15 protein-coding genes and 1 pseudogene are annotated in these 15,210 nt (G+C 45.2%); 11 read left to right on the top strand and 5 right to left on the bottom strand.

Annotated features, from left to right (window positions below):
- Positions 1-38: 38 nt before the first annotated feature.
- Complete coding sequence (locus tag ACE1CM_RS13515; protein ID WP_374878041.1) at positions 39-203, bottom strand: hypothetical protein; 165 nt, start codon at positions 201-203, stop codon at positions 39-41.
- 65 nt (positions 204-268) lie between these two features.
- Here ACE1CM_RS13515 and ACE1CM_RS13510 point away from each other — a divergent pair, with 65 nt between their 5' ends.
- A complete protein-coding gene (locus ACE1CM_RS13510) occupies positions 269-922 on the top strand; it encodes a response regulator (RefSeq protein ID WP_374878040.1) in 654 nt (217 codons plus the stop codon).
- A 78-nt stretch (positions 923-1,000) separates the two neighbouring features.
- On the opposite strand, the gene ACE1CM_RS13505 is transcribed toward ACE1CM_RS13510, so the two are convergent.
- A complete protein-coding gene (locus ACE1CM_RS13505; RefSeq protein WP_374878039.1) occupies positions 1,001-2,377 on the bottom strand; it encodes an ATP-binding protein in 1,377 nt (458 codons plus the stop codon).
- Positions 2,378-2,446: 69 nt separating this feature from the next.
- Here ACE1CM_RS13505 and ACE1CM_RS13500 point away from each other — a divergent pair, with 69 nt between their 5' ends.
- From ACE1CM_RS13500 to ACE1CM_RS13490, 3 genes are all read left to right on the top strand, one after another.
- A complete protein-coding gene (locus ACE1CM_RS13500; protein ID WP_374878038.1) occupies positions 2,447-3,124 on the top strand; it encodes a response regulator transcription factor in 678 nt (225 codons plus the stop codon).
- Between the two features lie 984 nt (positions 3,125-4,108).
- A complete protein-coding gene (locus ACE1CM_RS13495; RefSeq protein WP_374878037.1) occupies positions 4,109-4,423 on the top strand; it encodes a thioredoxin family protein in 315 nt (104 codons plus the stop codon).
- 33 nt (positions 4,424-4,456) lie between these two features.
- Positions 4,457-7,258 carry a cation-transporting P-type ATPase gene (locus ACE1CM_RS13490; protein ID WP_374878036.1) on the top strand — a complete coding sequence of 934 codons (2,802 nt, stop codon included), beginning with the start codon at positions 4,457-4,459 and terminating at the stop codon, positions 7,256-7,258.
- 449 nt (positions 7,259-7,707) lie between these two features.
- Here ACE1CM_RS13490 and ACE1CM_RS13485 read toward each other — a convergent pair whose 3' ends face one another.
- Positions 7,708-8,085, bottom strand: coding sequence for a hypothetical protein (locus tag ACE1CM_RS13485; RefSeq protein ID WP_374878035.1), 378 nt, complete (start codon positions 8,083-8,085; stop codon positions 7,708-7,710).
- A 416-nt stretch (positions 8,086-8,501) separates the two neighbouring features.
- Positions 8,502-8,765 (bottom strand): annotated as a pseudogene (locus tag ACE1CM_RS13480) (S-layer homology domain-containing protein); the annotation flags it as partial.
- A gap of 283 nt (positions 8,766-9,048) precedes the next feature.
- Between ACE1CM_RS13480 and ACE1CM_RS13475 the strand changes: the two are divergent.
- From ACE1CM_RS13475 to ACE1CM_RS13455, 5 genes are all read left to right on the top strand, one after another.
- On the top strand, positions 9,049-9,402 hold the full coding sequence (locus ACE1CM_RS13475; RefSeq protein ID WP_374878034.1) for a phage holin family protein: 354 nt from the start codon (positions 9,049-9,051) through the stop codon (positions 9,400-9,402).
- A gap of 21 nt (positions 9,403-9,423) precedes the next feature.
- Positions 9,424-9,768: a phage holin family protein gene (locus tag ACE1CM_RS13470; protein WP_374878033.1), complete on the top strand. Its 345-nt coding sequence runs from the start codon at positions 9,424-9,426 to the stop codon at positions 9,766-9,768.
- Between the two features lie 113 nt (positions 9,769-9,881).
- A complete protein-coding gene (locus ACE1CM_RS13465) occupies positions 9,882-10,646 on the top strand; it encodes a superoxide dismutase (RefSeq protein ID WP_374878042.1) in 765 nt (254 codons plus the stop codon).
- 13 nt (positions 10,647-10,659) lie between these two features.
- Positions 10,660-11,997, top strand: a complete 1,338-nt coding sequence (locus ACE1CM_RS13460; RefSeq protein WP_374878032.1) for a ferric reductase-like transmembrane domain-containing protein — start codon at positions 10,660-10,662, stop codon at positions 11,995-11,997.
- A gap of 20 nt (positions 11,998-12,017) precedes the next feature.
- Complete coding sequence (locus tag ACE1CM_RS13455) at positions 12,018-12,209, top strand: hypothetical protein (protein ID WP_374878031.1); 192 nt, start codon at positions 12,018-12,020, stop codon at positions 12,207-12,209.
- A 228-nt stretch (positions 12,210-12,437) separates the two neighbouring features.
- Here ACE1CM_RS13455 and ACE1CM_RS13450 read toward each other — a convergent pair whose 3' ends face one another.
- Entirely contained in the window at positions 12,438-12,725 is a 288-nt protein-coding gene (locus tag ACE1CM_RS13450; RefSeq protein ID WP_374878030.1) for a hypothetical protein, read from the bottom strand.
- A gap of 248 nt (positions 12,726-12,973) precedes the next feature.
- Between ACE1CM_RS13450 and rppA the strand changes: the two genes are divergently transcribed.
- Together rppA and ACE1CM_RS13440 are read left to right on the top strand one after the other, a co-directional pair.
- Positions 12,974-13,648 (top strand): two-component system response regulator RppA, encoded by a 675-nt coding sequence (gene rppA, locus ACE1CM_RS13445; protein WP_374878029.1) that lies wholly within the window; start codon positions 12,974-12,976, stop codon positions 13,646-13,648.
- Positions 13,649-13,690: 42 nt separating this feature from the next.
- Positions 13,691-15,079: a sensor histidine kinase gene (locus tag ACE1CM_RS13440; protein ID WP_374878027.1), complete on the top strand. Its 1,389-nt coding sequence runs from the start codon at positions 13,691-13,693 to the stop codon at positions 15,077-15,079.
- Positions 15,080-15,210: the final 131 nt, after the last annotated feature.

The raw sequence follows: 15,210 nt of genomic DNA, 5'->3' as shown, positions 1-15,210 counted from the left end.
CTGCAACGACGAAACGAGCAAATCGCTTGTGGTATCATTCAATCATCTTGACACTCCCTGCCATAAGCAAAAACCAAGTTAAAAGGTACAGTTGTCAAGAAAAAGTATGGGTCTTGGGAACCAGGACTCCTGCCCTTGGAGCGAATGTCAGACCAAGAGAACTCCGCTTCTTTAGGCAATTCCCGATCAATTGGGAGAGCCATCACACTGTACTGTAGGTCAGTGTGTGGTAGTTCACCTTAATCCTACAAAACTGAGATGGTTCTTTATGATTCGCCTCTTACTGGCAGACGACCAAAGCCTCATTTGCCAAGGACTGAAGGCAATGCTCACCTTGGAGCCGGACTTGCAAGTAGTGGGAACTGCTAATAATGGTGAAACTGCCATTGAGCAGGTAGCGGCTTTACAGCCAGATGTAGTTCTGATGGATGTGCGGATGCCTGTGATGGATGGGAGGGAAGCGACGCGGATTATCTGTCAGCAGTTTCCAGAGGTCAAAGTCTTAGTTCTCAGCACATTTGATGACGATCAATATATTACTGACTCGATGCGAGCGGGAGCAAAAGGCTATTTGCTCAAAGATATGCCTTGTGAAGAGCTGGCACAGGCAATTCGGCTGGTCCATCGTGGGTATGCCCAACTAGGTCCAGGGCTATTGGAAAAGTTAATTACTAGCCTCCCAAGCTCAAATACTGTCGCCCCAGAACCGGTACGGCAGGAATTGATTCAGCTAACTCCACGAGAACGAGAGGTATTAAACTTAATTGCCCTCGGCTCTACCAACCGCGACATTGCACAGCAACTTTACATTTCCGAAGGGACAGTCAAAACCCACGTCACCCATCTTCTGAAGCGCCTCAATCTACGGAACCGCGCTCAGTTAGCAATTTATGCTCATCAAATCAGTTGGCAATTGAACTAATTTTAACAATGGGAATTGCATCTTTCCTGCCATGGCTATATAATCTCTAAAACAAATTTCACTACCAGATAGAGTTGATTAACCTCTATTCTCTTTCCCTTGGGGAATTCTGACAGTAAATGTCGTTCCCTTTCCTACTTCACTCTCGACAGAAATTTCACCTCGATGGAGATCGAGACATTTTTTAACCACTGCTAACCCCAATCCTGTCCCCATAATTTCCCTGGCATTCTTGCCGCGGCTGAAGGGTTCATAAAGCTTTTGTTGCTCTTTTTGATCGATCCCAATGCCTTCGTCTCTAATCTGAAAAGTGACTGCATCCGGTTCGCAAATCAGCGTAAAATAAACGGGAGTTTCTAAAGCAGAATATTTAATCGCGTTGTCAAGTAGATTGCTGAGAATCGAATACAGCAATTTTTCATCCAAATATGCATGGGTGCAGCTTCCCTGCTTGATGAATTTTATCGTTCGCTTCGACTCGCTGAAAACCTGAAAATCCTCTACTAAATTGAGGCAGAATGTCTGCATTTCCACTAAACTTGGATTGCACTCTAGCTTTCCCGCATCTGCTCTTGCTAGGGTGAGTACATCCCTGAGCAATTGAGTCATCACTTTGGCTGAGGATTGAATGCGATAGAGATTCTTGAGTTTGGCTGGTTCCACCACTGATTTGAGACTTTCCCCTAACAATTGCGCCGAACCTACAATCAGACTGAGGGGAGTCCGAAATTCGTGGGAAACCATCGAGAAAAATTGCAACTTGAGTTCGCTGAGTTCTTTTTCTTGAGCTAATGCTCGCTGAAGGGTTTCTGCTTGTTGGCGTTTGACCATCTGGCGATATAGCAAAGCATAAACGCCAAACAGAATCACAAAAGTTAGTAGCGTACCCAAGGATTCAAGCCACATCCTGAATTGAAAATTAGCTTGCGACTGTTCTACCTGCGTCTCTAACAGTTCTTCTTCTTCCCTGACTAAATCCTGAATCAGTCGGCGGATTTCATCTTGATTGCGCTTCTTTTGAATAATCAGTGGGTTTTGAGCAGAGAATCTCTCTGGGGCTTTTTGGTATTGGTCGATAAAAGTTTGAAATAAGTTCAACCTTTGGGAAATTAAAGATTCTAAAGTATCAAGACGCTGTCGCTGGATGGGTGTATCGTCGAGGGGTTGCCTTAGTTTATCTATTTGTTGTTTGAGGCTTTCAACGGCTTTGTTGTATCGCTCGAGTTCTTCTGGGTCGCCCAACAGCATGTAACCGCGTCGCCCAGATTCGGCATCGGTGAGGGTTGCAGAAATAGCAGTGATGGCTTTGAGGACTTGATTGGTTTGTCGAACCTGCTTGGCACTTTCAGCTAACTGAGTTGCATTTTGATAGGAAATGAAGCTAACAGCACCCATGAGTACAAGTGCCAAACTGAATCCTCCGGTAATCCATTTTCCTTCAAGTGACCATTTCATAGGAATGCGAGGAATAATTTAAGATAATCTAAAAAATCTAAAATCTAAAATCTAAAATCTAAAATTCCCATGCGTATTTTGGTTGTTGAGGATGACGTGCAGATTGCGGATATGCTGACGGAGGCGCTAACAAATCGTCAGTATACGGTCGATGTGGCGCAAGATGGTGAGATGGCATGGAATTGGATGGAAACTCTGGAATACGACCTGGTGCTGCTGGACATCACGCTGCCGAAGCTGAATGGTCTGCTGTTTTGTCAGAAACTGCGCGATCGCAACTTTTCCATCCCTGTCCTGATGTTAACGGCTCGCGACACCATCGCTGACAAAATTATCGGACTCGATGCGGGAGCCGATGCCTACATGGTAAAACCTTTTGACCTGGAAGAGTTGATGGCTCAGATTCGGGCGCTGCTGCGGCGCAAGGGTTCCACCACCCGTTCTAAACTGTCTTGGGGTAGTCTCTCTCTTGACCCCGATACCTACGAAGTCGCGTTTGAACAGCGACTGCTACACCTCACTCCCAAAGAGTATGCCCTGTTGGAGTTACTGGTGAACAACGGTAGGCGCGTGTTGAGCAGACCGGGAATTATTGAGCGCTTGTGGTCTATGGATGAGTCTCCCACCGAAGAAGCCGTTAAAACCCACATTAGAACTTTGCGTCAAAAACTCCGCGCCGCAGGCGCTCCTGACGATTTTATCGAAACCGTTCACGGTCTGGGCTATCGCTTGAAGCAGGTGGGCTAAGATCGGGATGTCCCCCCCGAAATCCCCCCGATTTCCTCTTGTTTTCTTAACTTTTAAATAGTAAGTAAGAGTAGGCATGTTGAACTAAGAGTTGGGTTCACAAAACTTGGGGCAGAGGGATTCCTCACGAGGGAAGAACTATTGATTTTCCTAACCTGTATCTCCCTCTTCCTTTTTTAGGTGAGAGCGACAGCTTAGCTACATGCCTGAAACTAAAGCCTAAAATTCGTTACCAGTTTTTTATTCCCGATCTGTAGCAAATAAGCAGAGCGGGGAGTTTTTTGGCAATTTTATCGATCTTTCCCCCCGAAATCCCCCCGATTTCCTCTCGTTTTCTTAACTGCTAAGCGGTAAGTTAAACTAAGAAAATCTCTCACTCTTTGCAATGAAAACTAGCCAGGGAATTCATTCCCTGGCTATCTCTCAAAAAAATGAAATGCTTTCAAAATAGACTTACCCAGACTTCAGATATGCTCCGCCAACAGATATCTATGGCAGGAAAACAGAGTAGGTGCAAGTTGCAAAGGCTATTCTGGAGAAAGCTAATCAGGATTGAAATCGCGCTGCTTTTGGCTGCACTCTTTCTCCTACTTTTTCTGGAAATTCGGTTTTTAGTAGAGATTGGGTTAGTGCTGATTTTATTTGCTTGCTGGGAGCTTTCAATTGAGAGAAACAATGCTTTTTTAGCCCTACAGATACTGGGATTTGTGTTATTAGTTATCAGCTTAATTTTAAATTAAATTAATTAAAATGGCATAATTAAAAATTTAGATTAAAACGCAATATAAACTGAAAAAAAGTTATACATCACACACCACATTTTAGAATCGCTTTAGTCTATAGAGCGATTTTTTTATAACCTGAATTTAGGAAATTACCCCCGAAATCACCCCGATTTCTCCCCGAAATTTTGACTTATAACAGTTATCTTTGAGATGTATTATAACCACCTGGAGAAGCATTCTGAATGGGATGAGTCTGGTTATGCTTAGTTCGCGGGCTGGTGCTGAAGTGTTTTGGGGACTGGAAAAGCGTATGACACCCAACAAAGTAGAAATTATTGGCATGAAGTGCCCAAAAAATTATCAATTGACCGATAATGTCCGGACGGCGATCGCCAAATTAAAAATTCAGGCAGAAGTCTCTCAAGTAACCGACCCAATTGAAATTGCTAAACGGGGAATTCTCTCCACTCCCGCTGTAGTCGTCAATGGCGAGGTTGTGAGTACGGGTAAACTGATTGACTCAGAGCAAATTGAAAAATTACTGGTGCGATTCCCTAAGTTATTGATTGGATAATACTCGCCGAATTCTCATACTTCATTGTTTAATATGACACTTACTCAACCAGCCAAACCACTTTTACATTCTTACCTCGAATTGCCAGCAACAGATGTGGCACTCAGACTCGACACTGACCTGGAAAAAGGCTTGAGAGCAACAGCAGTTGTAGATCGGCTAGTTCTGTATGGGTTTAACGAACTGGCAGCTAAACCGGGGAAACCTGCTTGGTTGCGGTTTCTGCTGCAATTCAATCAGGCGCTGCTCTACATTTTGCTAGTTGCGGGTTTAATTAAGGCGCTGTTGGGGTCGTGGACGAATGCGGCAGTTATCTGGGGCGTGACGCTAATTAATGCCATTATCGGCTTTGTGCAAGAGTCGAAAGCAGAAGGAGCGATCGCCGCTTTAGCAAAAGCCGTCACGACGGAAGCTACAGTAGTGCGCGAGGGAAAGAAAGTCCGCATTCCTTCTAGAGAACTGGTACCAGGAGATTTGGTACTGCTGACTTCCGGCGATAAGGTTCCGGCAGATTTGCGCTTGGTAACCGTTCGCAATCTGCAAGTCAACGAATCTGCCTTAACTGGAGAATCCCTCCCAGTAGAAAAGCAAACCCACCCGCTGAGTCCAGATACTCCCCTCGCCGAACGGGTGAATATGGCGTATGCGGGTAGTTTTGTCACCTCTGGACAGGGTAGCGGTATCGTGGTGGCGACGGGAAATGGCACGGAAGTGGGACAAATTTCCCAATCGATCGACCAGCAGACGAGTTTGAGTACGCCTCTCACCCGCAAGTTCGCCAAATTTAGCCAAACCCTGCTCTACGTAATTCTATTCCTGGCAACGGTAACTTTTGCCGTCGGAATTGGTCAAGGTCAGTCTTGGACGGACATGTTTGAGGCAGCGGTAGCGCTGGCGGTGAGTGCGATTCCCGAAGGATTGCCTGCTGTAGTAACCGTTACCCTGGCAATTGGGGTAGATCGGATGGCGCGTCGTCATGCGATTATCCGCAAGTTGCCTGCGGTGGAAGCACTGGGCAGCGCTACGGTAATTTGCTCGGATAAAACGGGCACGCTGACAGAAAATCAAATGACGGTGCAAGGGATTTACGTCGCCGGACAGCGATACTCAGTCAGCGGCACGGGATACAGTCCAGAAGGAGATTTTTACCAGGATGGGGAACCGATCGATCCTTATACAGTTCCGGCATTGGAAGATTGTTTAATCGCCGGTTTGCTGTGCAACGATGCTCATTTAGAGCAAAAAGACGGGCAATGGAAGGTAGTGGGCGATCCAACTGAGGGCGCTTTGATTGCGGTGGCGCGAAAAGCTGGACTCGATTACTCGCAACTGAATCAAGCAATGCCTCGACTCGATACGATTCCTTTTGAGTCGGAATTTCAATACATGGCAACGCTGCATCAATTAGACAGTCAAGCATGGGGAGTTGCCGACAACGAGGGTGTACGATCTTCTGCCTATGTCATCTACCTCAAAGGTTCGGTGGAGAAGGTTTTAACCCGCTGTTGCGAGATGATAGATGCCTACGGAAATTTGACGCCTCTCGATCGGGAATTAATCGCCGCAGAAGTTGAGAGGATGGCAAAACAGGGATTGCGAGTGCTGGCATTTGCGAAGAAACCCGTAACGCCAAAAGAAAAATCGCAAACAATGTCCCTCAGTCATGAAGATGTGGAGACGAATCTAATTTTTATTGGGTTGCAGGGTATGATCGACCCACCCCGCACCGAGGCGATCGCAGCGGTAAATGCCTGTCAATCTGCGGGAATTGGGGTAAAAATGATTACCGGAGATCATATCGCCACTGCGAGAGCGATCGCGCAACGCATTGGTCTGCAAAAAGACGGTCAAGTCCTGGCATTTTCCGGACAGGAATTAGAACAGATGGATGGTGGGGAATTAACTCAGGCAGCCCAAACCGGGGTAGTATTTGCCAGAGTTTCTCCCGCACAGAAACTTCGCCTGGTAACGGCGTTGCAATCCCAGGGCGAAATCGTAGCCATGACTGGGGATGGGGTAAACGATGCCGCCGCGCTTAAACAAGCGGATATTGGCATTGCAATGGGCAAGACGGGAACCGATGTTGCCAAAGAAGCTGCCGATATGTTGCTGACCGATGATAACTTTGCTTCGATTGAAGCGGCGGTAGAAGAGGGGCGGACGGTTTATCAGAACTTGCGAAAAGCGATCGCTTTCATTCTCCCGGTAAATGGCGGCGAATCGATGACGATTCTGATTAGCGCCTTGCTAGCAAGAGATTTACCGATTCTAGCGCTGCAAGTTTTGTGGCTGAATATGGTCAACTCGGTGACGATGACGGTTCCCTTAGCATTTGAACCCAAATCCGATGGTTTGATGCAACAACCTCCGCGCAATCCTCGCGAACCTTTGCTATCGGGCAAACTATTCCACAGAATTCTAGCGGTTTCGGCATTCAACTGGATTGTGATCTTTGGCATCTTTGAATGGGCGCGACAAGCTTTTGGCGATGTTGCGGTGGCGCGGACAATGGCAATACAGGCTTTAATTGCCGGAAGAGTTATTTATTTATTGAGTATCAGCGAGTTGGGTGCGGCGATTGTGGCAAAACTCCGGGGTAGGGCGGCGTCGATTAAAGTCGGGGGTGCGATACTGCTGACGCAACGCTGCGCGAACGCAATTGGCATATTTTGCACCATTTTTCTGCAAATTCTGTTCAGCCAGTGGGGCACAATGAATCTCTTATTTGAAACCGCACCGCTGACTTTAAACCAGTGGCTTATTTGTCTAATTCCCGCACTCCCGATGATGGTGCTGGCAGCATTTATCAACCGCCTCGATCCTCCCAATTCCTAAGTCGTTTCTATTTTCTCCTTAGTTGTAATCTTGGAACCCGAAGGGAGAAATATGATGTCCGCTGAATAAAAACCTCACAGAGTTGTTGCGTAGGGACTAAGGCTAAAGAGATATCTCGGACAAACAGATAACGTTGATCTTGCCGTGTCCCGGCTTCTAATTATGGGTAATCGACCGGACATGAGATAATTCATCCCAATTTCGCTTCTAATACTCCCTTTTTTAACGAACCGCGAAGACGCGATAGCGTTCGCGCAGCGGCGCGGATGCGCAAGAGCGAAACGCGATAGCGTTTTAGAGCGCGAAGGAAGAAGAAAGAAGAAAGAAGTCGTTGCGTAGGGACTAAGGCTAAAGAGATATCTCGGATAAACAGATAACGTTAATAATGCCGTGTCCCGGCTGCCAATCGTGGGTAATCGACCGAATATGATATCACCCATGATTTTGTATCATTCGCCCTTATAATCATTTTTATCCTGGGAGCAGTAGTCAGAGCAATTGATTGCTTTCTTGGTGAGAACTTCCGATGGGCGTACCGCACATTTTAGATAAAAATTACCTGTAAAGTATATACAATTTCTACAAGGTACTTGATTGGAACGAGAGAAGTTTAAAAAACCCTCTTTTTTCTCACTCATCCTCCTCTTTGATAGCCAAATTACCGTTCCTGTCACAATCGCAAACAAGCTAAAACTTCCTCCATAAATCAATGCTTCATTTGGTTTGGTTATGCTATCTTGCCGATTAACTGCTATTTCAGTTTGATATCCCTGCCGAGCATGAGTTCCTCTGGCAGCTTGTAGGTTTGAAAATCGATTGGTATCCATATTTTTGACCTCATGGTAATTGGTATCTATTGTGCAAAGCTTCGTGGCAATCTTCCAACTTACATGAAAAGCCTAAAGCTGATGGGAAGATTTAGGGTAAGTAAAAAACTTGCAAGGGATGAGCAAGGGCTATATTCATAGGTTTAGCAAAAATCTAAATTTTTTATATCTGCCAATAGGCTAGCTTGTTAATTAGCTTTTCTGCCAAAAGATAGAACCTAAAAAAAGAGTGTATTTTTTTTGAGCGAACGACTTAAAAGTTAAAGACTGTCCTAACTCTCCCGACAAAAATATCACCGTTAGTCTCGTTGTGGTCGGGATTGGTCAGATAGATAATACCAGGAATAAGTTTAATATTTTATGTTAGCGGATATTCATAAAATGCTTCAAAATGAAACCCCGTTCCAGTATCTTCCGGCAAATTCGTAGCGGGTTAGTACTCGATTGCCTCGATAGGTGTTATCTGGATATCCAGCAAGGCAACTATAACGTTAAATGAGCGATCGCAATGCCTCAAACGACCAATCCGTAGGCTGTACGTCTGATAATTGAGACAAGGGGGTAGTTTGAGCGATCGCACTCATCCCGCCAACCTCAGCCGTTAGGATTAAAGTAGTTGTTGCGATCGCAACTTTTAAAATTGCCAGGAGGTTTTTTATTATGGGCAATTCAACGGACATCATATTAGAAACCGGGTTTCTGCGTTTATCTCTCGTGACAAAGCGATGATTTTTCCTAGAAACCCGGTTTCTTAATTCAATGCTGTCACTTTCTAGTCACATTTAGCTTCGATCCTGAAGATAGGTGGAATCTGGAAGTCTGAAGGGTTATCAATTATCAGCTAGACCTTGGAGCGAGGAATGATAATTGATAACTCATGTTTCGTGATTTCACCCTGCTTGCGATATGCCAAGGGCTAGCTACGCGATCGCCTAACTTTCTCCAATCAAAAGAGTACCAATCATGACAGGTATCATTATTACTTGGTTAGTCACAACTATCAGCTTTTTAATTATTTCCAGATTGCCCTTTCTGGGAATTGAAATCGATAGCTTTGGTAAAGCGGCAATTTCCGCAGTTGTTGTGGGAGTTTTGAATGCTGTTTTACTCCCAATTCTCAGCTTTGTTACCTTGCCCTTGATTATCCTGAGCGTGGGGTTATTCTTCTTTATTTTGAATGCCATCATTTTTGGCATATCAGCGGCTATTGTACCTGGATTTCGCTTACGTTATGGTTTTTGGAGCGCTTTACTCGGTTCAATTACCTTGTCAATTATTAACACTATCATTTTGCGGCTTTTGGCAGGAGTTACCTGAAAAATTAGGAGTTCGATAATTATGATAGTTATTTGGTTAGTGACCACGATTAGTTTCTTGATTATTTCCAGAATTCCTTTTCTGGGAATTGACATAGATAGTTTGGGAAAAGCTGCAATTTCAGCGGCTGTTTTCGGGATATTAAATGCCGTTATGCTGCCGATTATGACAATTTTAACCTTGCCGGTTATCCTCGTCAGTTTGGGATTATTCTTCTTTGTTTTGAATGCGATCGTATTTGGCATATCAGCGGCGATTGTCCCCGGATTTAGCTTACGGTATGGCTTCTGGAGCGCTTTATTAGGTTCAATTACTTTAGCGTTCGTTAACTCGCTCCTTTTGACGATTTTGCCACCAGTTTTTTAAGAGACTCATCGCTGGATTAAAAAACATAAACATTAATTGTAATGACAACACTCATGAGCAAATTTTGGCAAAAAATCCTGGGATATTTTTTAGTAGGAATAGGATTGGTCATCCTGCTATTCTCTTGTCAAACCAGACAAGTAACCCAGACACAACCCACCACAACAACTCCCGCTGCAACTCCAAAAGCGACGCCTACAACCGCACAAACACCTGCTACCTTTCCTCCCGTCGCTTCTGTTAACAGCGAAGCTAGTTTACCAGCACAGCTACCGCCATTACCCTACGCTTTTGCAGCGCTAGAAAAAGCAATTGATGCCCAAACAATGCAATTGCATCATGACCGGCATCACGCCGCCTATGTCAACAACCTCAACGACGCAATAAAACAGTATCCCAACTTGCAAAATAGAAGCGTTGAATCCTTGCTGCGCGACTTAAATAGCGTGCCGGAAAATATTCGCAATACGGTACGAAACAATGGGGGCGGTCACCTGAACCATACGATTTTTTGGCAAATTATGAGTCCCAACGGAGGCGGACAACCCACGGGGGCAATAGCGCAAGAAATTAACCAAACCTTCGGTAGTTTTGATGGATTTAGGAAACAGTTTAACTCTGCAGGTGGCAATCGCTTTGGTAGCGGTTGGGTTTGGTTAGTTCGCAACCCCCAAGGACAACTGCAAATCGTATCGACGCCGAATCAAGATAGCCCAATTATGGACGGGAACTATCCAATTATGGGCAATGATGTGTGGGAACATGCCTATTACCTCAGATACCAAAACCGCCGCGCCGAGTATTTAGATAACTGGTGGAATGTGGTGAATTGGGCAGAAGTTAACAGACGCGCCCAAGCTTCTGGGCAACGTAGTTAGGAGATCTATTCCGATGCAAAGTCTCTTGATGCGAAGTCCAATTTTTGTAGCAGTTTGTTGGATAGGGGCATATTTATTTATTACCTTATTGCCCCTGCTGTTGCTGCTAATCTATCTCCCATTTGAAGACCGGGGTTTTTGGCTCGATTTTTCAGTCGCCCTGGGGTTTATTGGGTTGGCGATGATGGCGCTGCAATTTGCTTTAACTGCACGCATTAATCGCATTGAAGCATCCTACGGGGTTGATATTATTCTTCAGTTTCACCGCTATATTTCTATCGTAGCGGTTGCCTTTATTTTGATTCATCCGCTGATTTTATTTGCGGTACAACCGGAAACAATTCAATTGTTGAATTTCGCCGAAGCGCCTTGGCGGGCGAGATATGCTGTGCTATCAACTTTGGCGCTAATCGCGTTAATTGTCACCACAATTTGGCGTCAGCAACTGAAAATTCCTTACGAACCTTGGCGGACTTTGCATGGTGCTTTAGCAGTTATTGCGCTGGTTTTTGGACTGGTTCACGCTTTGGGAGTGGGTAACTATTTGGGATTGTTTTGGAAGAGCGTATTGTGGTCAGCGCTGATTTTAGGCGCACTCTGGTTATTCGTTTACATTCGCCTCGTGAAACCCTGGTTTATGCTGAAAAAACCTTATTTAGTCGAACAGGTACGCCCAGAACGAGGCGATGTTTGGACGCTGGCGCTACGTCCTAGAGGACACCAAGGTTTTCCCTTCCAACCCGGTCAATTTGCTTGGATTACTTTAGAAATCTCGCCCTATGGGATGCGGGAACATCCTTTTTCTATGTCTTCTAATGGCGATCGCATGGATATTATCGCATTTAGCATCAAAGCTTTGGGCGATTTTACTAACACAATTAAGGATGTTTTACCCGGAACCAAAGCCTATCTCGATGGCCCTTATGGAGTTTTTACCACAGACCGCTATGAAAATTCCGCCGGATTTATTTTAATTGCAGGCGGTATCGGTATTACTCCGATGATGAGTATGTTGGTAACTGCTGCGGAACGAAAAGACGAACGCCCCTATTTGTTAATTTATGCCAGCAAATCTTGGGACGATATCACCTTCCGTGAAGAACTGGATGAATTAAAGGAAAAGTTAAACCTTACTATCGTCCACGTTCTGAGAAATCCGCCGTCAGATTGGTCGGGAGAAACGGGTTATGTAGATAAAGAATTGCTAGCAAGATACATTCCCGAACGGCGAGGAACGAGGAATTACTTTATTTGTGCTGCACCCAAAATGATGGAGCAAGTAGAGTTAGCCCTGCACGAACTTGACGTTCCAGTTACCAACGTCCACTTAGAACATTTCAACCTGGTCTAATGGCTAATTGCTAATAGCTAATGGCTAATAGTTCCAAATACCAATTACCAATTACCAATTCTGTTATGCGCTACAGTATCATGCTGCAACTTGTGACGGGCATCACCTTAGTTTTGGTTGGTGCTGCTGCATTATTTGCCTGGATACAAAATCGTCCCAATCCAACTCCAGAAACTAGGAAAATAGGACTTATAAGTAACCTAATTTGCTAGTTATGAGGTTAATCATTGTCTCTCCCCCTCGCATTCCCCTTAATAAGGGAGACTTTGAATCCGGTTACCCCTTAACTAAGGGAATAAATCCCTCTTACTTTCTCTTAAGCCCCCCTTGGGAAGGGGGGTTGGGGGGATCGCTTTTATAACTTACAGCAACATTAGAAGTTGCTTGGTGCGTTACGCGCTTCGCTAACGCACCCTACAGTTAGAGGCTATTTGAATTAACTAATCTTGAATTTGATAGCGTACCAGTTTCCTGGTTTGCTCAATTGACATGTCTAACTCTTGAGCGATCGCACTCTCTACCTCGCCCACCTCGGTAACAGGAAACTCATATTCCAACTTTTTCAGAGTTGAATCAGTCGTCTTCACTGCAACGAAAGTAACTCCTTCGGTCTTATTAATTACAGCCTGAATCAGTACAACTGTCAGGGACAGCTTCACCTCTAATTGGGTATCGGCTTGTAGCTGATTCACCGTGGTGTAAGATCGGCTCAATACACGATCTGTCATCAGGTTACCGCCAAACCAAAACAAGACGCCCAAAAAAGGCAGGGGAAGCCAAAATTCCAGCCCAAGAGAGTGTAATAAATGTAACCATCGATGGCGAAACATAGAGTGCGTTCGCATTGCCCAATTACCAATTACCAATTACCAATTACCAATTACCAATTGAGCTTGAAATCCCACCAGTGGAAGACGTTTTACTCAATCTGTTTCTCTACCCTGAACAGTAAAGCGAGCAAGTGGAGGCGAAATCGATGCGAATACTGCTGGTAGAAGACGATCCAAAACAATTGGAACCCTTGTGTGCAGCGCTATCGGGGGCAGGACACATTGTAGATGGTCTCAGTGATAGCGCGATCGCTCAGTGGGCATTATCTCAAAGAGAGTACGACCTGTTGATCTTAGATTGGATGCTGCCCCAGATCAGCGGATTGGATCTCTGTCGTCAGTATCGACAAGCTGGCAAAACCGCACCCGTCATGATACTGACAGCAAAAGATACCACCTCTGATAAAGTTACGGGTTTAGATGCAGGTGCTGATGACTATTTGGTCAAACCTACCGATGTATTTGAATTACTCGCAAGGGTAAGGGCATTGTCTAGGCGATCGCCTGTTTGGCAGGGAGATATGCTGGAACTTGGCGATCTGCAATTGCACAAACCAACCCTGACAGCGAAACGGGGACAAACAACAATTGAGTTATCTGTGCGCGAGTTTCAGTTGCTAGAATACCTCATGCGCCACCCGCGTCAAATTTTAAGCCGCGATCAGATCGAACAAGCTTTATGGGAATGGGGAAGCGAACCAGAAAGTAACGCCATGACCACCTTAGTAAGGCGACTGCGGCAACGCTTAAAAACAGTTCATGCAGCAGATTGGATTGAAACAGTTTATGGCATGGGTTATCGAATTAATCCCAAAAATTAAAAACTTTGATCGAAGATGCCAAGAGCAAATGCACGTAACGCAATGTTCAACCGTAGCCGTCGCAACTTAGCTCGTTGGTTCACCCTGTCAATGGGCAGTATTCTAGTTGTTTTTAGCGGGGTAATTTACTACCAGGAAGCCAACGAAAACCTAGAAAATTTAGATCAATTGCTCTACAAAAAAGCGAGGGTGATGGCAGCGAATGTAGAGTATGAACTTTACCAAGGTCAAGGTCGCGCGATGCTGGACTCTGTGCCGCTGTTAGGAAATAATCCACCTCCCCTAGATAGTGAAATCGTCTATGCCCGTTGGTACAATGAACAAGGACAATTGAAACATTTTTTTGGTGCCGCTGCCCCAGAACAGTTAAATGAAACTTGGGAATTTGAAACAATTAAAACTGCCGATAATTACATAGGAGCAAAACCAACCGTTACAGCAGTTTGCAGCCCTATGAGCTACGGCTCTCGTTTGTGTAGCGGCGCTACACAAACGAGAGCCACAGTGGCTCTACCTCAATCATTTGCAATCCGCTATATTTGGTTGCGTCAGGTAACCCTGCCAGTTCTGCACAATGGAAAAGCGATCGGCTATCTCCAAATAGCAATGCCGATGACTCGCCTCCAAGAATCTCTGAGAAACTTTCTTCTAATATTAATATTGACCGTATTAATTGCTTTAGGGGCGACCAGTCTTGCCGGATGGTTTTTGGGGGGACTGGCAATGGGGCCTATTCTGGAAGCATACGAACAACTCCAGCGGTTCACTGCCAATGCTTCCCATGAATTACGCGCTCCTTTGGCGGCAATACTCAGTAACGCTCAAGTCGGGTTACTCGCCCCAATTGACGACGGTGCTGCCCAACATTTGCGCTTGGAAAAGATTGCAGATGTTGCCAAGTCGATGAATATCCTGATTGGAAATCTACTCTTTTTGGCGCGTAAAACTGGGCGTTTAGCGCCGGAATCTTTAAAAGAAATTGACCTAACTGATTTGCTCGCAGAGTTGGTAGATTCCCAAACTACTACTACTGCTGCTCAACATTTGGATCTCAAAAGCGATCTGCCTTTTGAACCGATTATGGTGCAAGCAGAACCCGATTTGCTGCGTCAGGCAGTAGGGAATCTGATCGGCAATGCTTGTAAATATACGCCTGCTGGCGGAATGGTACAGTTGCGCCTGTTTACATCTTCCCATCAGGCAATTATTCAAGTTGAAGATAACGGTATTGGCATTCCCCAAGAAGATTTGCCCCATATTTTTGAGCGATTTTATCGAGTGGATAAGGAACGGGTGCCAGATCCGGGTGGTTTTGGGTTAGGATTGGCGATCGCGCAACAAATCATCGCCGCACATGGCGGTCATCTCAGCGTGGAAAGTGAAGTGGGACAGGGTTCGATTTTTCAGATCGAACTACCTTTGCAGTACTAGATTGTCACTTTCGAGTCACATTTGCTTTTAATCCTAAATATAGGAAGGTTCCAGCTATATGTAGGGTGCGTTAACGCAGTGTAACGCACCATCTCCACTGAACTGAATTGACGCATCAACTCAGGAGGAAA

This window comes from Microseira sp. BLCC-F43 (genome assembly GCF_041929235.1).
Classification (GTDB): domain Bacteria; phylum Cyanobacteriota; class Cyanobacteriia; order Cyanobacteriales; family Aerosakkonemataceae; genus Microseira.
This window is presented reverse-complemented; position numbering and strand designations above follow the sequence as displayed.